The 19075-nt window shown below is 60.4% G+C and carries 16 protein-coding genes; 9 read left to right on the top strand and 7 right to left on the bottom strand.

Features of this window, described 5'->3' with window-relative positions; translation table 11 throughout:
- Window positions 1-770 (bottom strand): aldehyde dehydrogenase family protein (locus tag D8U60_RS21610; protein ID WP_130900880.1); only part of this gene is annotated, 770 nt, incomplete at its 3' end.
- A 389-nt stretch (window positions 771-1159) separates the two neighbouring features.
- Here D8U60_RS21610 and D8U60_RS21600 point away from each other — a divergent pair.
- The 4 genes from D8U60_RS21600 (at window position 1160) to D8U60_RS21585 (ending at window position 5538) form a co-directional block, all read left to right on the top strand.
- On the top strand, window positions 1160-3070 hold the full coding sequence (locus tag D8U60_RS21600; RefSeq protein WP_130900879.1) for a sigma-54-dependent Fis family transcriptional regulator: 1911 nt from the start codon (window positions 1160-1162) through the stop codon (window positions 3068-3070).
- Window positions 3071-3267: 197 nt separating this feature from the next.
- Window positions 3268-4617 carry a UDP-N-acetylmuramate:L-alanyl-gamma-D-glutamyl-meso-diaminopimelate ligase gene (gene mpl / locus D8U60_RS21595; RefSeq protein WP_016773007.1) on the top strand — a complete coding sequence of 450 codons (1350 nt, stop codon included), beginning with the start codon at window positions 3268-3270 and terminating at the stop codon, window positions 4615-4617.
- Window positions 4614-5261, top strand: a complete 648-nt coding sequence (gene ubiX / locus D8U60_RS21590; RefSeq protein ID WP_016773008.1) for a flavin prenyltransferase UbiX — start codon at window positions 4614-4616, stop codon at window positions 5259-5261. The genes mpl and ubiX overlap by 4 nt, the downstream gene beginning before the upstream one ends.
- Window positions 5254-5538 (top strand): YceK/YidQ family lipoprotein, encoded by a 285-nt coding sequence (locus tag D8U60_RS21585; RefSeq protein ID WP_122700423.1) that lies wholly within the window; start codon window positions 5254-5256, stop codon window positions 5536-5538. The genes ubiX and D8U60_RS21585 overlap by 8 nt, the downstream gene beginning before the upstream one ends.
- 159 nt (window positions 5539-5697) lie before the next feature.
- Here D8U60_RS21585 and D8U60_RS21580 read toward each other — a convergent pair whose 3' ends face one another.
- The 3 genes from D8U60_RS21580 to D8U60_RS21570 all read right to left on the bottom strand — a co-directional run bounded on the left by D8U60_RS21580 (window position 5698) and on the right by D8U60_RS21570 (window position 8652).
- The gene (locus D8U60_RS21580; RefSeq protein WP_016773010.1) at window positions 5698-6339 is read right to left on the bottom strand and encodes an oxidoreductase; all 642 of its coding nucleotides are present in this window, start codon (window positions 6337-6339) and stop codon (window positions 5698-5700) included.
- Window positions 6340-6366: 27 nt separating this feature from the next.
- On the bottom strand, window positions 6367-8094 hold the full coding sequence (locus D8U60_RS21575; protein WP_071173707.1) for a C13 family peptidase: 1728 nt from the start codon (window positions 8092-8094) through the stop codon (window positions 6367-6369).
- A gap of 102 nt (window positions 8095-8196) precedes the next feature.
- Window positions 8197-8652, bottom strand: coding sequence for a MaoC family dehydratase (locus D8U60_RS21570; protein ID WP_016773011.1), 456 nt, complete (start codon window positions 8650-8652; stop codon window positions 8197-8199).
- A 194-nt stretch (window positions 8653-8846) separates the two neighbouring features.
- Here D8U60_RS21570 and D8U60_RS21565 point away from each other — a divergent pair, with 194 nt between their 5' ends.
- The 5 genes from D8U60_RS21565 (at window position 8847) to D8U60_RS21545 (ending at window position 11487) form a co-directional block, all read left to right on the top strand.
- On the top strand, window positions 8847-9209 hold the full coding sequence (locus tag D8U60_RS21565; RefSeq protein ID WP_130900878.1) for a CidA/LrgA family protein: 363 nt from the start codon (window positions 8847-8849) through the stop codon (window positions 9207-9209).
- Window positions 9209-9925: an LrgB family protein gene (locus D8U60_RS21560; protein ID WP_016773013.1), complete on the top strand. Its 717-nt coding sequence runs from the start codon at window positions 9209-9211 to the stop codon at window positions 9923-9925. Before D8U60_RS21565 ends, D8U60_RS21560 begins: the two co-directional genes overlap by 1 nt.
- A gap of 10 nt (window positions 9926-9935) precedes the next feature.
- Complete coding sequence (locus D8U60_RS21555; RefSeq protein WP_016773014.1) at window positions 9936-10526, top strand: LON peptidase substrate-binding domain-containing protein; 591 nt, start codon at window positions 9936-9938, stop codon at window positions 10524-10526.
- A gap of 112 nt (window positions 10527-10638) precedes the next feature.
- Window positions 10639-10854, top strand: a complete 216-nt coding sequence (locus D8U60_RS21550; RefSeq protein ID WP_130900877.1) for a hypothetical protein — start codon at window positions 10639-10641, stop codon at window positions 10852-10854.
- Window positions 10855-10926: 72 nt separating this feature from the next.
- Window positions 10927-11487 carry a hypothetical protein gene (locus D8U60_RS21545; protein WP_122610982.1) on the top strand — a complete coding sequence of 187 codons (561 nt, stop codon included), beginning with the start codon at window positions 10927-10929 and terminating at the stop codon, window positions 11485-11487.
- Between the two features lie 55 nt (window positions 11488-11542).
- Here the strand turns inward: D8U60_RS21545 and D8U60_RS21540 are convergent, their stop codons facing one another.
- The 3 genes from D8U60_RS21540 to D8U60_RS21530 form a co-directional block, all read right to left on the bottom strand.
- On the bottom strand, window positions 11543-13498 hold the full coding sequence (locus D8U60_RS21540; protein WP_130900876.1) for a hypothetical protein: 1956 nt from the start codon (window positions 13496-13498) through the stop codon (window positions 11543-11545).
- A gap of 108 nt (window positions 13499-13606) precedes the next feature.
- Entirely contained in the window at window positions 13607-16957 is a 3351-nt protein-coding gene (locus D8U60_RS21535; protein ID WP_241663564.1) for a calcium-binding protein, read from the bottom strand.
- Between the two features lie 181 nt (window positions 16958-17138).
- Window positions 17139-19031, bottom strand: a complete 1893-nt coding sequence (locus D8U60_RS21530) for a hypothetical protein (RefSeq protein WP_241663563.1) — start codon at window positions 19029-19031, stop codon at window positions 17139-17141.
- Between the last annotated feature and the right edge of the window lie 44 nt (window positions 19032-19075).

The raw sequence follows: 19075 nt of genomic DNA, 5'->3' as shown, positions 1-19075 counted from the left end.
ATGATGTTTTCCGCCGCGCATTTCATGATGTGCGAGCCGACCGGGGTCGAGCCGGTGAAGGCAATCTTGGCGATGCGCTTGCTGGTCGCCAGCGCTTCGCCTGCCTCTTTACCGAAGCCCTGCACGACGTTGAGCACACCCGGCGGCAGCAGGTCGCCGATCAGCTCCATCAGCACGCAGATGCCCAGCGGGGTTTGCTCGGCAGGCTTGAGCACCACGCAGTTACCGGCGGCCAGCGCTGGCGCAAGTTTCCACGCGGCCATCAGCAGCGGGAAGTTCCACGGAATGATCTGGCCGACCACGCCCAGCGGTTCGTGAATGTGGTAAGCCACGGTATTGCCGTCGATTTCCGCAGCGCTGCCTTCCTGAGCGCGCAGGCAACCGGCGAAATAACGGAAATGGTCAGCGGCCAGGGGGATGTCGGCGTTGAGGGTTTCACGGATGGCTTTGCCGTTGTCCCAGGTTTCGGTGATCGCCAGCAGTTCGAGGTTTTCTTCGATGCGGTCGGCGATTTTCAGCAGGATCAGTGAGCGCGCCTGCACCGAAGTGGCGCCCCATGCATCGGCGGCGGCGTGGGCAGCATCCAGCGCCTTGTCGATGTCTTCGGCGGTGGAGCGGGGGAATTCGGCAATTGGCTGGCCATTGACTGGCGAGGTATTGGTGAAGTACTGACCTTTGACCGGCGCGACGAACTCGCCGCCGATGTAGTTGCCGTACTTGCTCTTGAACGAGACTTTGGCGCCGTCAGTACCGGGGTGGGCGTAACGCATGATGATGTTCTCCTTGGCTTTGTACTTATTAGAGAAACGCGCAAGTGCGCTTGCTATAAGCGTAGAGCAAGGCTCGGGCCACTGCCGTGCAGGTCAGGCAAATCAAGGGCTTGGCCGGTTTGTCTCGGACGAATGGAGTGGCGCCGTGACGGTTTCGGTACAGCACGGGTGACAGTTTGTACCGCTTGCGGCACAGCCCGTGACCGGGCGGTCTTGCCAGCATTGCAATGCGCGGGTGGCTGAGGGATCCTCAGCCAACAGCAATCCGGTAGGAGCTGCCGAAGGCTGCGATCTTTTGCTTTTGTTTTTCAAGATCAAGATCAAAAGATCGCAGCCTGCGGCAGCTCCTACACGGGATTGCGTCGACCTCTCGGGGAGAACAATAAGAAATGCACGACAACCATTTGAGTCGCCATGCCCGCCAGGTTCTCACCGTCACCCAGGGCAAACCGCACCTGCACGGCCCCGGCGCCGATCCATCGATCGCCCGTTCGTGGCTGCGTTGCCTTGAGGACTATCACCTTGATCCTTCTGTGACCATGGCGCCGACCGTGCTCGAGCATGGCCGGGTGCTGGAAAGTCGCGAACGTCTGCAACAAGTGCTGCAAATCGCCGGCACCGAGATGAGCAGCCTGCATCAGCAACTGTCCGGCGCCGGCCACGCGGTGCTGCTGACCGATGCGCGTGGGGTGATCCTCAATTGCGTGACCGCGCCGGCCGAACGGAAGATTTTCGAGCGCGCCGGTCTCTGGCTCGGCGCCGACTGGAGCGAAGCCTGCGAAGGCACCAACGGCATCGGTACCTGCCTGGTGGAGCGTCAGGCGCTGACCATTCACCAGGACGAGCATTTCCGCGGCCGCCACACCGGGCTGACCTGTTCGGCGAGCCCGGTGTTCGATCCCCATGGTGAGTTGCTGGCGGTACTCGATGTGTCTTCGGCGCGGCCGGACGTCTCGCGGCAGAGCCAGTTCCACACCATGGCGCTGGTCAATCTGTCGGCGAAGATGATCGAGAGCTGCTACTTCCTGCGCTGTTTCGACAATCAGTGGTTGCTGCGTTTCCATCTGCAGGCCGAGTCCGTCGGCCTGTTCAGTGAAGGGCTGCTGGCGTTTGACGGCGAAGGGCGGATCAGCGCAGTCAACCAGAGTGCGCTGAACCTGCTCGGGCATATTCGCGGTGGTTTGCTCGGTAAACCGGTGGAAGCGTTTTTCGATTGTTCGCTGGATGACCTGCTTGGCCGCGCGAGTGCCAACGCCAGCGCCAGTTGGCCGCTGCGCACCCGTGATGGCCGGCATCTGTTCGCGGTGTTGCGCGGCGAATCGCGCAAACCTACTGCCATTGTTCCAGCGCCAATCGCTGCTCCAGCGCCACGCCTGTCCGGCATCTGCCTCGGCGATGAAGCGTTGCAGGCGGAATTTCGCAAAGCCCTGCGCGTGTTCGAGCGCGACGTGCCGCTGTTGATCAACGGCGAAACCGGCTCGGGCAAAGAGGCGTTCGCCAAGGCTGTGCACCAGGCCAGCCAGCGCTGCGGCAATGCCTTCGTCGCACTCAATTGCGCGGCCATTCCGGAAAGCCTGATCGAGAGCGAACTGTTCGGCTATCGCGGCGGCAGCTTCACCGGCGCGCGCAAGGACGGCATGCGCGGCAAGCTGCAACAGGCCGATGGCGGCACCTTGTTCCTCGACGAAATCGGCGACATGCCACTGGCGTTGCAAACGCGCTTGCTGCGTGTGCTGGAAGATCGACAAGTGGTGCCGATTGGCGGCGAGCCGCAAGCGGTAGACGTGCGCATCATCAGTGCGACGCACCGCAATTTGCTCGAGCGGGTCGAGGACGGCAGTTTCCGTGAAGACCTGTATTACCGCTTGAACGGGCTGGAAGTGGCGTTGCCGGCGTTGCGCGAGCGCAGTGATAAATCGCAGTTGCTGGATTTTCTCCTGGCGGAGGAGGCGGGAGGCGAAACGATTCTGATCGACGAAGCCGCGCGGCAGGCGCTGCTGGCGTTCGATTGGCCGGGCAATGTGCGGCAGTTGCGCAATGTCCTGCGTACGCTGGCGGCGTTGTGTGATGGCGGGCGGGTCGGCGTTGAGGATTTGCCGGTGATGATTCGGCAGGCGCGGCCGGCGGTGGTGGCGGCGCAGATTGTCGGGCAGCCATTGGACGACGCCGAGCGTGTCGCATTGCTCAATGCGCTTGAGCAGACGCGCTGGCATATGACCCATACCGCTGAACAGTTGGGCGTCAGCCGCAATACGCTGTACAGAAAGCTTCGCAAGCACGGCATCGCCCGCTCTGCCTGACGACCTGATCGTTCCCACGTTCCGCGTGGTAACGCCTCCCCGGACGCTCCGCGTCCGCTTTGGGACGCAGAGCGTCCCGTGCTGCATTCCCATGCAGAGCGTGGGAACGATCAGGTCGAACAGGCCCGCCCCTCAGCTAAAGAGTGCCATTTCCCCCTCCCTACGCTAACCTGCGGCCATGTTTTACGAGGTCGACTATGCACATTCATATTCTGGGTATCTGCGGGACTTTCATGGGCTCGATGGCGGTGTTGGCCAAAGAGCTGGGCCATCACGTCACCGGCTCCGACGCCAACGTCTATCCGCCGATGAGCACGCAGCTCGAGGCCCAGGGCATTCAGCTGACGCAGGGTTATGACCCGGCACAGCTCGATCCGGCGCCGGATCTGGTGGTGATCGGCAATGCCATGTCCCGTGGCAACCCGGCGGTGGAATATGTGCTGAACAAAGGCCTGCCGTACGTCTCCGGCCCGCAGTGGCTGGCTGACCACGTGCTGCAAGGTCGCTGGGTATTGGCCGTGGCCGGTACGCATGGCAAAACCACCACCAGCAGCATGCTTGCCTGGGTGCTGGAACATGCCGGCATGAGCCCGGGTTTCCTCATCGGCGGCGTGCCGCAGAATTTCTCGGTGTCGGCGCGCCTTGGCGGTACGCCGTTTTTTGTGATCGAGGCTGACGAATACGACAGCGCCTTCTTCGACAAGCGCTCGAAGTTCGTCCACTACCGTCCGCGCACTGCGATCCTCAACAACCTTGAATTCGATCACGCCGACATCTTCCCTGATCTACCAGCAATCGAGCGTCAGTTTCATCACTTGGTGCGCACCATTCCGAGCGAAGGGTTGGTCATCCATCCGACCACCGAGCCGGCCCTGCAGCGCGTGATTGAAATGGGCTGCTGGACCCCGGTGCAAACCACCGGTGCCGGCGGTCAGTGGCAGGTCAAACTACTGAGCGAGGACGGGTCGGCGTTCGAAGTGATGTTCGAAGGCGTGTCCCAAGGCACCGTCGAGTGGGAATTGACCGGTCAACACAACGTCGCCAACGCCTTGGCTGCTCTGGCCGCAGCGCGTCACGTTGGCGTGGTGCCGTCGATGGGCATCGCCGGGTTGAGCGCGTTCAAGAACGTCAAACGGCGTATGGAGAAAGTCGCCGAGGTGCGCGGCATCACCATTTACGACGACTTCGCTCATCACCCGACCGCCATCGCTACCACCCTCGACGGCCTGCGCAAACGCATCGGCGACGCGCCACTGATTGCGATCATCGAGCCGCGCTCCAATTCGATGAAGCTCGGCGCCCACCGTGACGGTCTGCCGGACAGCGTGGTCGATGCCGATCAGGTGATCTGGTATGCCCCGGCCAACCTCGGCTGGGACCTCGGCGCCACCGCCGCATTGTGCACGGTGCCGTCGATTGTCAGCGATTCCCTGGAAGGCATCATCGAACGCGTGAAGAGCCAGGCGCAGCCCGGTACTCACGTGGTGATCATGAGCAACGGCGGCTTCGGCGGACTGCACGGCAAGCTCGCCGAGGCACTGCAATGAACGCTTTTTCCCAGGCCGGCGGCCCGGAGCGCATCACCCTGGCGATGACCGGCGCCTCCGGCGCGCAGTACGGCTTGCGCCTGCTCGATTGCCTGGTGCGCGAGGATCGCGAAGTGCACTTCCTGATCTCCAAGGCTGCGCAACTGGTAATGGCCACCGAGACCGACGTGTCCCTGCCGAACAAGCCGCAGATGATGCAGGCCTTTCTGACCGAATATACCGGCGCCGCTGCCGGGCAGATTCGCGTGTATGGCAAGGAAGACTGGATGTCGCCGGTAGCCTCCGGCTCCGGCGCGCCGGCAGCCATGGTGGTGGTGCCGTGCTCGACCGGCACGCTGTCGGCGATTGCCACCGGCGCCTGCAACAACCTGATCGAACGCGCGGCGGACGTCACCCTGAAAGAGCGCCGTCAGTTGATTCTGGTGCCGCGCGAGGCGCCGTACTCGAGCATTCATCTGGAGCATATGCTCAAGCTGTCGAATCTGGGCGTGACGATTCTGCCGGCCTCGCCGGGCTTCTATCACCAGCCGCAGACTATCGATGATCTGATCGACTTCGTTGTGGCGCGGATCCTCAATCTGCTCGGCATCCCTCAAGACATGCTGCCGCGTTGGGGCGAGCATCACCTGAGCAGCGATGAATAAGCTGCTGGTAGTTGTGCTGGCGCTGCAATTGGCTGGATGCGCTACCGTGCGCACGCTGGATGCGGCCAAACCCGGCGCACCGGTGGTGTACGCCGGGACGCGCCTGGATTTGTATGTGTTGAATGGCGGCTGCTGCGCCATGGACCGGTTCGGTGCCGAGGCGCCGAGCTATCCGGGAGTGGACCTGCCGGCCAGCGCGTTGCTCGATACGCTGTTGTTGCCGTTGTCGTTGCTCACCGTGATTGGCGTAGGTTTTCAAGCGACTGGTGGATTGTAGGGGGGGCGCACAACCTCTGTGGATTGTAGCGACTGATCGTTCCCACGCTCTGCGTGGTAACGCATCCTGTGACGCTCCGCGTCACGCTTTTTAGGACGCAGAGCGTCCATGGCTGCATTCCCACGCAGAGCGTGGGAACGATCATCATGGGCGGATGGATTATTTGCCTAACTTGCGCAGTTCATCCGACTCGATCACCCGCACCCCATCCTGTTCTTCCAGCGCCAGGCGCCACATCGCTCGCGCCAACTGGCACGCTTCGATGCCGTGGTATTTGCCCGGAATCAGCTTTGACAACGGCCCGGCGAGTTGCTCGACCAGACGCGGTTCGGTGCGTTCGCCGAGTAACAGCGAAGGTCGGCAAATGGTCAGCTGCGGCCAGTTCTGCGCGCGCAGGGCCTGTTCCATTTCACCCTTGACCCGGTTGTAGAACACCGAGGAATTCGGATCGGCGCCGATTGCGCTGATCACGATCAGGTGCCGCGCGCCCATCTCCCGCGCGCGCTTGGCAAACGCCACAACCATGTCCAGATCCACTGCGCGAAAGGCTTCTTCGGAGCCGGCCTGTTTGATCGTCGTGCCGAGGCAGCAGTAGGCGATATCGACCCGGCCACTGAGCTGCGGCAGAAACGCCTGCGGGTCACCGACCGGGTTTTCCAGATGCGGATGCTCGGCCAGCGGCCGGCGTGAAGGGGCGAGGACACGGGTAATCGTTGGCTCGTTGAGCAAACGGTCGAGCAGATGTTCACCGGTCAGTCCGGTGGCTCCGGCAAGCAATACGTGCTGAGGCGTCAAGTACATAGTGTCTCTCCCTTGATACTGTTCAGCTTAGTTGCCTTTTTTCGCCGCGTCGTTCAATGCGCTGCTTTGCAAAGCTTTGCGCGCCTGCTGTTTTCGCAGCAGCTGCCAGTGCGACAGCACGGTTTTCGGCGCCCAGATCTGCGGCTCCGAGGCTTCGAAGCCGTCGGCCAGCTCACGTTCGGCAACGGTGGCCTTGGCCAGTTTGAATGCCTGCTCAAGGTCGTCGGTCTGGTTCAGTGCCTGGGCAAACAGCGCATCGCCGAAATAAGTGAAGTTGGCTTCTTCCGAGCAACCGAACGACACCCGATCGGCGCGCGAGGCGGTCATGATCAGCGTGCGTTCGTCTTTCAGCGCCGGGATGAAGCCGCCGGAATAGCACGAAGAAATCACGATGACCTTGTCGCGATGCTTCAGCGGCGCGAGCACGGCGGCGAGCTCATCGGCGGGCAGGTCGGCCAGTTCCATGCGCGGCTGATCGAGCACCAGTTCGTGCTCGGCGGTGCCGTGGCTGGTCAGATAAATGAACAGCAGGTCTTCCGGCCCGCTGCGTTCGGCAAGGGCTTGCGCGGCGCGGCGCAGGTTTTCGCGGGTGGCCATCGGCCGGTCACCGAGATGATCGCGATGATTGACCAGACGAATCTGGCCGAAGGCGCCGAAGCGCGTATTGAGCATGTTGGCGACATAGTCTGATTCACGCAGGAACACGCTTTGCTTGCCGTCGCCACCGAGGGTCAGGGTGTACAACTCGACTGCCGGAGTCGAAGCGGGAATCGCCGCCAGTGCGTCGTCCAGCAACCGACCTTGGGCGAGCAAACCGAGTTCGAGGGTGTCGGGGAGCAATTTGCCGTCGGCGTCGCGCACGCGCTGGCCATTGATCCAGGTGCCGCTGAGCACGCTGCCATCGGTCAGCACCAAAGTGCCGCGTCCTGAATAGCTGTCGTTGTCGAAGCCGCCGATGTAGAAGCTGCCATCGGCGAGGTTCAAACGGCCCTGGCCGGTGAAGCGCCAGTCATTGAACACACCGATGTAATGGCTGCCATCAGCGCCGATCAGTTCGCCCTTGCCGGTCAGCGCGCCTTCCTTGAACTGGCCGAGCCAGACGTCGCCGTCGGCGTTCTCGTAGCGGCCCTTGCCGTGCAGTTGATTGTTCTTGAAACCGCCGACGTAGATATCGCCGTCGGCGCTGTTGTAAGTGCCGTTGCCTTCCAGTTGGCCGTTGACGAAATGCCCGCTGAACGAATTGCCGCTGGCATCGCCGCGCTGGCCTTCGCCGTTGGGTTTGCCGTGGGCGAACTGGCCTTGATAGGAGCTGCCGTCGTCCATTTCCAGACGGCCGAGGCCGGAATACTGGTCAGCCTTGAACTCGCCGCGATAGGTCATGCCGTTTTCTTTCAGCGTACCTTCGCCATCGCGCCGGCCCTGCTTGAAGCCACCGGTGTAACTGCTGGCGTTGGTGCTCAGGCTGCCCTGACCATCGAACAGACCTTGCTGAAACTGGCCGCGATAGACCTCACCGTTGCTGCCATGCCATTCGCCCTGCCCGTGCCACTGACCCTTGTCGAACTCTCCGGCGTACCAGCTGCCGTTGGGGTAGTCGACGCGGCCCTGACCTTGCAGCAAGCCGTCGACCAGTTCACCGCGATAGCGACCGCCATCGGGCAGGCGCGCATCCGGCGGCAACAGCGATTCGCCGTCGCCGCAAGCGGTGAGCATCAGGGTCAGGGCAAGGGGTGCAAGTCGAGCGATTGAGCGCATAGCGGGATCCGGGCAATTAGGCGACCGAGTATGCCGCAGCTATGCGTCGTATATATACAGACGTGACGCGAAACAGCGTGCGCTGCTTCGCATCCGGGATGATCAGACGAAGCAGAGTGACAGCGGCTCGGCGATGTAGGCCGGTTTGTCCGAGCCTTCTATCTCCAGTGTCGCGGTAGCCTTGAGCAACCACTGGCCGGGTTTTTTCTCGGTGACTTCGACCATGTCGACTTTCAGTCGAACTTTCGAGTTGACCTTGACCGGCTGGATGAAACGCACGCTGTCCAGGCCATAGTTGACGACCATCTTCACGCCTTCGGGCAGCACGAGGATGTCTTCCATCAGTTTTGGCATCAGCGACAGCGACAGGAAACCATGGGCAATCGTGCTGCCAAACGGCGTTTGCGCAGCCTTGACCGGATCGACGTGAATGAACTGAAAATCACCGGTGGCTTCGGCGAACAGGTTGATGCGCTCCTGATCGATGGTGAGCCATTCGGAACGTCCAAGTTCCTTGCCGACATAATCTTTGAGCTCTGCAACGGGAACATAGGGCATTGAGACTCTCCTTGGGTTCATCGGTTTTATAGTTTTTCAGGGGGCGGATTTGACCGGCCTGCGAACCACTGTAGATCATCATGGCGATTTGCTCAGGTCAACCGACCATGCTTTTGGCGAATGCCGGTCCATAGCGCCGGCATGCTTATAATGCCGAGCCCCTGCTGGCTGAAAATGTAAGACGGAGATGTCGGATGTTGTTACGTGGCCTGACCCTGCTGGTGCTGTTCCAATTGCTTGGCACCGCGCTCAATCATTTGCTGTTGCCGATATTGCCGGGGCCGATCATCGGGCTGCTGCTGTTGCTGGCGTTCCTGATCATTCGCGGTGAAGTCGGCGAGCCGTTGAATCAGGCAGCGGGCAGTCTGCTGCGTTATCTGCCGTTGCTGCTGGTGCCGCCGGCGGTGGGCGTGATGGTGTATGCCACGGCGATTGCTGCGGATTTCTGGGCGATTGTCGGCGCGCTGGTGGTCTCGCTGATCCTGTCGATGGCCTTTGCCGGCGTGCTCATGCAGCGGCTGGTCAAACGTCACGCGCCGCCGGCGGAGGAGTCCTGATGCTGTTTGACTGGCAAGGGGCGTGGGCGTCGGTGATTCATCATCCGTTGTTCGGCATTGGCATCACCCTCGGCGCCTATCAACTGGTGCTGGCGGCGTTCGAGAAAACCCGCTGGATCTTTCTGCAACCGGTGCTGGTCTCCATGTTGTTGGTGATCGGTGTGCTGGTCGGCTGCGGCCTGACTTACGCGGAGTACCGCAAGAGCACCGAGATCCTCAGCATTCTGCTGGGGCCGGCCACGGTGGCGCTGGCGGTGCCGCTCTATTTGAATCTGCGGCGCATCCGCCAATTGTTCTGGCCGATTTTTACTACGCTGGTGATAGGCGGGGTGGTCGCAACGGGCATGGGCGTGGCGCTGGGCTGGTGGTTCGGTGCCGATCACATGATCCTGATGACCATGGCGCCGAAATCGGTGACCTCGCCGATCGCCATGCTGGTCGCCGAGCAGATCGGCGGCGTGGCGGCGCTGGCCGCGGTGTTCGTGCTGATCACCGGGGTGATTGGCGCGATCTTCGGCCCGGCGCTGCTGACCCGCCTCGGCGTGCACAGCCCCGAAGCGCGCGGCATGGCGCTGGGCATGACCGCGCATGCGGTCGGCACGGCGGTGGCGATGCAGGAAAACGATGAGTGCGGCGCGTTCGCCGCGCTGGCAATGAGTCTGATGGGCGTGGCCACGGCGGTGTTCCTGCCGTTGGCGGTGTCGATGGTGGTGTAAGGAAATGTCTATGAGTCTGCCGCTTTTTCCGCTGAACACGGTGCTGTTCCCCGGCTGCAACCTCGATCTGCAGATCTTCGAGGCGCGCTACCTCGACATGATCGGCCGATGCATGAAGCAGGGCGTCGGTTTCGGTGTGGTGTGCATCCTTGAGGGCAGCGAAGTCGGTGTGGCACCAGAAGGTTTCGCAATGGTCGGTTGCGAGGCGCGGATCACCGATTTCGAGCAACAGGACAACGGCCTGCTCGGCATTCGCGTGCAAGGCGGACGGCGCTTCACTGTGCTGCGCACCGAAGTGCAGCGCGATCAACTGATTCTGGCCGACGTCGAGTGGCTCGATGACGAGCCCGAGCAACCGTTGCAGGACGAGGACGCCGACCTGGTCGCGCTGCTCAAGGCGCTGGCCGAACACCCGATGGTCGAGGCGTTGAACATGGGCACCGAAGCCGCCGGGCAACAGGCGCTGGCCAATCAGCTTGCCTATCTGTTGCCTTTTGCCGAAGAGGACAAGATCGATCTGCTGCAACTCGACGACCCACAGCAACGGCTGGATGCGATCCAGGCATTACTCGATGAACTGCAGGGCGAACTGTTCGCCTAGTTTCACTTTGAATCAACTCGCGCTGCCTGCCAGTATTGTTTCGCTTTTGTCTTTGTCTTAATTTCAAGTTGCTCGCAGGATGCGAACAACTTGAAAACAACAAGGATAAATCATGACTTTATATGAAGATGAACGGGCATTCTGGGACGATATTGCTGGCAAGTATATCTTGAAGCATGCCGGTACTGATCATAACGTTGGCCACGTCATTGAGGCGGCAGCGGTTTATGCGGATCGCATGGTAATGGCCCGGCGGAAACGAAAAACCGAAAACATTCCGGATGGCGATATTCTGCGGATGTCGGCAACAGCCACAGTCGCTATCTGATCCTTTTCCTTTTTCAACTTTTCTGTCGCTGTCTTGAACATGACAGCAGAGTGTTTACCAATGGGTAGTTCTATGTCTTTGGCAAAAGTAAACAATGAAAGCTTCAGTGCCAATCTTTATCTGGACGGTCTTCCGGTAGTTCTTAATCAGCAACGCCTGCAACAGACCCTGCGCCACAAGCGCATAACTCAAGGCGAAAAACTCGATGCTGAAGTGGGGTTGGCCGACTCGCGGACATCCGCCCTTATCACCCTGGCTGACAATGAGGACGATGCTCCATTGCTGTTGAGGTTTGTTCCTGAAGGTAACTGTTACGCAATCCAAGTGATCCATCCGGGCGTGTTTGACGGTGCGCGATTATTCATCGAAGACAAGACACATAATTTGCTGGTCAGCACCAGCGCTCCGGCACAAATTTATTCAATCAGTACCTACGGCGTGGCCAAGGCTTCTTTAAGCAATATCGCATCCGGCCCGGCTTATATCGAATTGAACAGCGAGCCGAAAGATAAGCCGCTGTATCGTCAGGTAAGCGATGGCATGAGCAAATTCCTCGACGCGAACCCCAACGGGACAGGGCATAACGCCTTCAATCCAAAACCCGCAAGGTTTGTGATCAGCGTGCTCAAATAGCGCAACGCCGCAATTGAAGGACAGACGCCATTCGTTATCGAATGGCGTCTGGCTTTCACGGCCGGTGATGTTCAGCAACGGGCCAGACTATATCGTTGGAACATGTTTTTCTGCCCTTGGGCAACCTCACTATGGGGCCCTTGGAGGCAGCTACGCGATCGATCAACTGATCGTATGAATTGTTGTGATTGCCCCCAGCCCAAGTGTGCTCCTCGATCTCCGCGGCATCGCCTCCGGCCTTCCTGAAAACATCCTCGACTCTTGCCGCCCGACTCAGGTCCGAGCGCACCAGCCATATCCGCTCGGCACTGATGCCTCGCGTGGGCATGGAAATACGTCCTTCGTGGCTGTCGCCATCAAAATCCCTGTTGTTCAGGTAAACGTTTTCCACCCGTGGGACCACTTCGATGCCGCGGGTGTCGATGACATACAGGAAACCATGTGTCTGTTTGCGTCGCAGCAACGGGTAATCGCGCGAATTATCCATCTCAAATGAGGTGTCTGACTCTTCACCCGAACTGTGTCGATTTCCGCTGGATGAGTCACTGTCGGAAAAATGCCCCGGATAGCGATTGGCCTGGCTGTTGTAGTGCCGAGGGTTGGAGTAGTAATCAAAACGCAGGTATTGAATGCCGTTGCCCAATGAAAACGTCGAGCTGAAGGCATGCCGGGTTGTCGAGTCGGAAGGGTTGCCCCGCAACTTCACCAAACGTTTGTCCCGCGCCAGTTCGAAGGGGGTGCGCAAATCGGCGCGGAACATTGCCGGAATATCCGTACGGTAAAGATAATCATGCTTGTTGCGCATGTAGCCGGCATGTTCCAGATAGCTTTGCAAAAAGTCTGCTTCGTAACGCTGTTGGACAGGCGGCAAGTCACCCTCGATGCTTTCACCTTCTTGCCGCAGTCTCAGACTGAAGGGTCCAAGCTCTTGGGCAATCGGTTCGAAGCGTTTGGCATCCTGCACATTTCGGGTCAGGCTTTTGTGCTGTTCGGCCCATGCGGGAAAGCCGTTTTCCATGTCCGGACGCAAGCGTTTTTGTTGCGCGGTGCTGAGATTGTAGGTGCGTAAAAGCTCGGCGCACTCACTGCGAGTCTTTTGCGGGTGGGACCATTTCATGGAATCCAGAAGGAATTTGTAGTGACTTTTGATATCTCTGCGTCTTGCCCAGCCCGGCGGGCCCCCGATGGCCTCGGCCTCGGTACGAAAGGCAAGAATTTCTGCGCCGCGCAGGCTGTACACATCCCATAGTTCGCCATCGGTCCAGTTCACCAGCTTCAACGGCAAGGCGGCATCCGCGCGTGCTTCGCTCGGGTCTGCCTTGATCAGGCGGCCGTATTTGCCCTTGAATGCGAAGCCGACATTCAGCCGAGTATTCACTTGCCCTTCATAGGGATTTTCCGCCCATTCGTGTACCGCGTAATAACCTTGTTCGTTCGGCACCGGCTCGGAACGCGGCTTGGCCAACTCATACAGGGTGTAGCGGTCGGGCGGGTACTCTTCGATCGGCTTGTTCAAACTCCACAAATCAGTGTCCGCGACTCGATAAAGAGGCGGTCCCGATGGCGTCCGTTCACTGGGCAATCTGGCGCGCCAGGCTTTGATCAGATCGTGGTACGCCACCATCACCGTCTGCCCTGCGGCCGATCCGTCGTCGTTGGCGATGTCTGCGAACTTGCGCCCCTTGTATTCTTTCAGGCCGTCTGCATCCGGGCGTAGAGTCCCGTCGATGTCTTGCAGGTAAGGCTCCAGCGGCGACATGGCAGACCGCTGAGTAGGCCTCTGCGCATCAAGGATCCGGCTCACCGTTATCACGGGTTCCGGGCTGGCGTGACTGCCGTGAGGACCGCGGGCGAGAATGTCCGGCGATGTGAGCGAGCCGTCCGGCCTGACGCGGCCAGGCAAGCGTGCATCAAGATCGATGGGACGATCCGGGCTGATCGGGCGGGAGGTCGAGGTGCCCGGCGTTTCCGGTGTCGGTAATGGGCGAAGTGTCCCGGGTTTCTGGCGCATAAAGGTCATTCCATGTAGTGAACCCGGCCAGTCATTGGCCGAGGCGATCAAGTGCCGGGATGGAGCTCAGGTCCATCCCGGCACGTTGTTGAAACCGGCAGCGCGCGGTCAGTTGATGTTGACGGGGATGAACAGGTCTTCGCGTTTGACGCGTGTCTGCCGATCAGTCAGCAGGCTCCAGTGGCGGTTTACCGAGTTGTAAACCAGCGTGCCCACTGTGTCGGGCTGGTAGCCGATGTGAGTCACGTAGACCCGCGCTGCCAACTCGTTGCGCTGCCGGTGTTGCTCGATTTCGGCCAACAGCGCATCGACGCTGGCGTAGCCTTGGGCATTGATCACGTACAGCTGCAACATCTCGAACAGCAGCGAGACTTGATAGAGATTACCGGCGGTGGTTGCCACGCTGACCGATTCCACCGGTGTGTCATCGCCGATATCCGGCAATTGGACAGTCACGCTGGCGATGCGCAAGCGGTTGTCCTGCAATTGGATTTCGTCGCGAGTGACGGTTTCGTCCATTGTCCTGGTGTACAGATTCCAGCTTGAGGCGTTGGCCGTTTTTGCTGCAGCCCCAGGTGTGGCCAGGCGCACGATGCAGTTGCTGGCCAGGTAGATGTCGTACGTGGCGCTGTGACCCTCAAGCAGATAAATGCCGGTATGCGCCCGGGATTCGATGACGATTTTGCTGGGGCGATCGGTCAGCAGCGGCTTCTCACTGATGGTGGGCCGGGTGAACGGGTATTTGCCGTTGCGCCGTTTCAGCCAGCTTCGAGTGCTGACCTGTCGTGCGCCGGGGTTGTTGGCGTCCGCTTCGTAGTCCAGGTGCGGCAGTTGCAGGCGATAGGACACTCCGTCCCGCATGACCACAACGATGTCTTGCGCCAGTTGCGGCGTGGTGACTTTGAGGCTGTTGCGCCCGCTGTACCCGGTGGCGGCAGCAATCGGTTGAATCACGCCCTTGAATGCCAGCACTTTTGCCGGCAACCGCAGCGACAGGCAGAAGTCTTTGTAGGTCAGGTGAGTATTGCCCGAAACGCCTTTGCGCACCTGGAGGGCATAGCTGAGCTCGACGTCGATGATTTCGTCGTCGCCGTAGTCCAGAAAAACGCTGCGCGGCCTGGTGGCGCTGCGTGCGATGACGAACTCGACCTCGCGCTGCGTACGGGTGACAAAATGCCGGCCCAGGCTCTGATTGTCGATCGTCACCGTACCGCCATTGACGATCGCCGGGGCAGGGGCGGGCTGACCAATGACGGTCACGGCGACATCGATGTCCTGACTCGGCGCTGGACCTGGTTCCTGAGGGAGCTGAGCCAGCAGTTCGTAGCCATCCTGGGTGCGGAACAGCCATCGATCGTTATGCAACCGACGCTGGCCGTCGACCATTCGATAGACGTTTTCCAGGGTCAGCACGTGGTCTGGGTCGTCGCCGTCCTTGCCGCGCAAGGAATTGATCACCAGCGAGGTGCCGATGATCTGCCAGCGCTGAATCACCGCGTGCGGCCAGCCCATTTCGATCACGCTCGAATGCGCGCTGTCCTCGGTGATTGTCGTGCGTGCGTTGGTGTGAGCGATGTAATAGCGATCGACGCCGCTACCGCCGTCCACGTGACATTCGAGGCCGTAGATGGCAATCGTGTCGTTGCCGGCACCGGCGCTGACGCGATCATGGCCATGGGCGGAGATCTGGTTGGCCTCGGAACTGCCGATGACGTGGCTGCTGCCTCTGCGCAGCGTCGAAACGTTCTCGAACGATGTCAGGTGCGCGACTTCAATGCCTGGGCCTTCCGGGTCCAGACCACGCAGCGTGACCTTGCCGCTCGGCAGGTCAATCCGATGGCCGATGTATCGTGTATCAGTGGCCGGCCGCTGGCCTTCGAACGCAAAGGTATCGCTACCGTCGCCGCCATCCAGCACATTGATGTGCGGTGGTTTGGTCAGCCGATCCAGTTCCTCGTCAGCGACCTGCTGATAGAACGCATCGTTTTTGTCGCCACCGCTGAGCGCCTTGTGTCCCTGGCGGTAGGTAAACAGGTTGGGCTGCGCCTTGACGCCGGCGACACGGTCATTGCCATCGCCCAGGCGCCAGAACACGCCTTTGCCTTCGCCTGCACTGCCGTTGACAACGCCCTTGAGGTTGTCGGGTAATCCATGGCTTGCATCGATGATATCGTCGCCGCCAACGATCACCGCCTGGCTGTCGAGTCTGAACGGCGGCTGCCCGACGCTTTCGTCCCACTGGTAACGCCATAGTTCGACAGGGCGCAATTCGGCGCGAAACGCGCCATTGACCACTTGGGCGATGGAGTCGCTGTAAGCGCCGGCAAGCATGTCTTTGGCCGACAGTTCGAGCTGTTTTTCGTAGTCACTGGAAAGCCTGGACAGCTTGAAGCGATCCATCACTTCGGCGTCCAGTTCCTTGCCGGTAAAAGCGAACCATCCCGAGCGCAGACGCTCGAGTGTTGTCAGTTCGATGTAATCATCGATCTGGTCGACGACCCTGGCGGCTTGATAGATCAATGAACCGGAGATGAGCAGTGCGGCAGCCGCGAGGCCGAGCGGGCCGGCAACACTGCCGAAACCGGCCAGCGCGGCGACGCCCAGCACCAGGCTGATGCCAGCGCCCGCTACACTCAGGGCAGCGCTGAAATAATGGTCCTGAGCTTCTTTGCCCGATGACGCGGCGGCGGCGTTGAACGATTTGATCGCGTCGACAATGTCGAACGGCAAGGTGATCGCGCTGGCGAACATTCCCGCGCCACGGCTCATGTATTTGCCGATCGAGGTCAGCGCAAAACCCCTCAGGACATTGCTGCCCTGAGTCAGCATCGCCTGGCCGGTTCTGGCCAGACCCCGCTCGATGATCAGCGAGCCGAGTTCTGCGGCGATGGATCCGCCGTAGTAGAGCATTTCCAGCGCCTCGCCTTTTTTGATCGCATCGGTCAGGGCCATGTAGCCGCTGTAGATGCCGAAGGCTTGCATGCCGACTCCTGCGCCGCTCATCAAATAGCTTTTGGTCTTGTTGATCCAGCCGGGCGCGTGTTCGATCGCGTCCGCCCGGTGGATTTCCAGCTTTTGCGCAGCCTTGCCCAATTTGTTGAGACGATCCATGGCGCTGCCCGAAACCAGCGGCGTATCACTGACGAACAATGGGCCGGCATCGACCGAGCGCTTGCAGGCAATCTCATAGAACAGCAGTGCCGCCATGTCATTGTCGGGAAAGTCCACGGCTTGCAAGCGGGACTGCACCTTTGCGGACTCGAAATGGAGTCCGTCCAGAAAAGCCTGATCCACGCGCTTCATGTTGGCATTCGCCGGACTGACAGGTTGACCGTCGACGGTCGCCCCCAGCGCTTGCAACTCGACCCGACTGATCACGACCTCGCCGATACGCAGTGGGCCCAGGTGTTTGTCGATTGCCTTCAGAGTCTGGCGAAGGGATGGGGGGCTGTCAGGCACCTCGCCTGGCACGTCCGCTCGATCGGGCATGGATGTGGACGGCGTATGGGCATTGGCCGAGGCGTCTATGGGGGTAACTTGAAGCGCGCGCACGTGGGCGACATGAGCCGCGGGAACGATGAGTTTCGACACGTATTAATCCTTTAATGGTGTGCATGAGGAGCCGGTTTCCCTGGCGGCTTTACTTGAGCATCTGAAGTTCGGGCCAGGCGATGTCATGGGCAAACTCGTCCTTGTTGCCTGAGAGCCTGAGTATCGGCAGGTCCGCCGCCTCCACCTGGTCGATCAACTGGTCGTATTCGAACCGGTTGGAGTGCCCGGCATGGGTGGCCGCTTCGATGCGATCAGCGTTTGCGCCAGCCTGCTCTTTGATGTCTTCGACCCTGGCGCCCTTGGTCAGGTCTGTGTTCAGTAACCAGACACGCTCGGCTGAAACGCCGCTGCGCGTGACCGAGATCAGCCCTTCGAAATCGTCGGAGGGGAACCAGGTCGGCGGGGTGTCACGCGCAGCGGAATTGAACATCATGTTTTCTTCGTGGGGGACGACCTCCAGATCGCGCGTGTCGAGCGCGTAGAGAAACATTTCCGTCTGCCGCGTGCGCGTGGACCGGTAGCCGCGCTCGTGATCCCATGCCACAGGGCTGTCAGGATCCGACCAGTCTGACGAGGAGTCACTCGGTGTATCACTGGCGTCGCTTGCGCCGCTTTCCGAACCGCTGTCGCCCGTGTCGCGTCCCGGGTATTTATGGGTCTGGCTGTTGAAACGCAGGTATTCGGGATCGGGGGTGCGGGCATATCCCTGTCCTGCCTGGAGACTGAACGTCGCGCTGATCGGCTTGTGTGTGGTCGCGCCGGGTTCGTGGTGATAGCGCGGCAGCATGGTGCCGTCGTTCGCCAGCTCGAACGGCGTGCGCTCGTCACCGCGAAACAGCGCCGGAATGTCCGTGCGGTACAGGCAGTTGTTCTTGTTGCGCAGATAACCGAGCTGTTTCAACAGCGCTTCGCGCACCTCGGGGGTCAGGCTGCTTTCTGCGTCGTACCAGTCGTGGCGGGCATTGCGCTTGAGATTGAGCTGCCCGAGCGCATCGGCGGCAAACTGGTCGAAGCGTTGCGGGTTGCTGACGTCCTCCAGCAAGCGCTTGTGCGCCAGTGCCCACGCCGGGAGCGTCAGATGGCTGGCCATTTCCTGCTGCAAACGCGACAGTTGCCTGGGCAGCAGATTGAACGATTGCAGAAAGGCTTCGCGCTCGGCAAAGCCCATCTGCGGGTGCAGCCAGCGCAACGAGTCGCGCAGCAGATCGGTTCGCGGATTTTCCGTGGTTGTGGGGTGTGCCCACTGTGGCGGCGTGCCGGTGGCCTGGGCTTGGACACGAAAGCGCGCGATGTCCTCGCCCTGTAGCCCATATAGCTGCCATATCTCATGATCGGTCCACTGTTTGAGGTGGTGCGGCGACGCTGCGAATCCACCCGCTGGAGGATCAACCGCTATGTAATTGCCATATGAATCCCGGAAGGCGAACAGCATGTCGTCTTTGCGTGAGCCAAATAGCGGATTCATTTCGTAATAGCCCTGAGCATCCGGCGAACGCCAGGATGGGCTGTAACGACTTTGATTGATGGGTGTTGTCACGGGGGCGAGGCGCGGTCGCTTTGGCGCGGGTTGTTCAGTCAGGCGCCAGGTGGGGCTGTCTGCGTTTTTGTACAGGCGCGGTCCGGAGGGAACGCGCTCGGTGAGTAACTTGCTGCGTAATGCGCCGGTTTCATCCTCACCCACATGCGTGGTTTGCAGAGCTCCCTGATATTCGACGTCTGCGAACTTTCTGCCAACGATCCAGCGAAATCCATCATTGTCGGCAGGCTGCATTCCACGCACAAAGGTCTCCGATAACCAGTAATCGTTTATTGAAGTGGAATGTTCCGAGCGATAGGCGCTGTGTGCCGGTAACTGAAAGATTTCAACCGCAGGCAACCGCGGATTCGCATCGGCAAGGGCGCTGTCGAAGTTGGTACTGTGCAGCGCAAGATCGGGGATGCCGGCTCTTGGCGATATTTCAATGCTGCTGACATCAAACATGGGCCGATGTGGCGTTGGCACGTTTGCATCAGTTTGATGCGTCG

The organism is Pseudomonas sp. Sample_11 (assembly GCF_004307505.1).
Classification (GTDB): domain Bacteria; phylum Pseudomonadota; class Gammaproteobacteria; order Pseudomonadales; family Pseudomonadaceae; genus Aquipseudomonas; species Aquipseudomonas atacamensis.
This window is presented reverse-complemented; position numbering and strand designations above follow the sequence as displayed.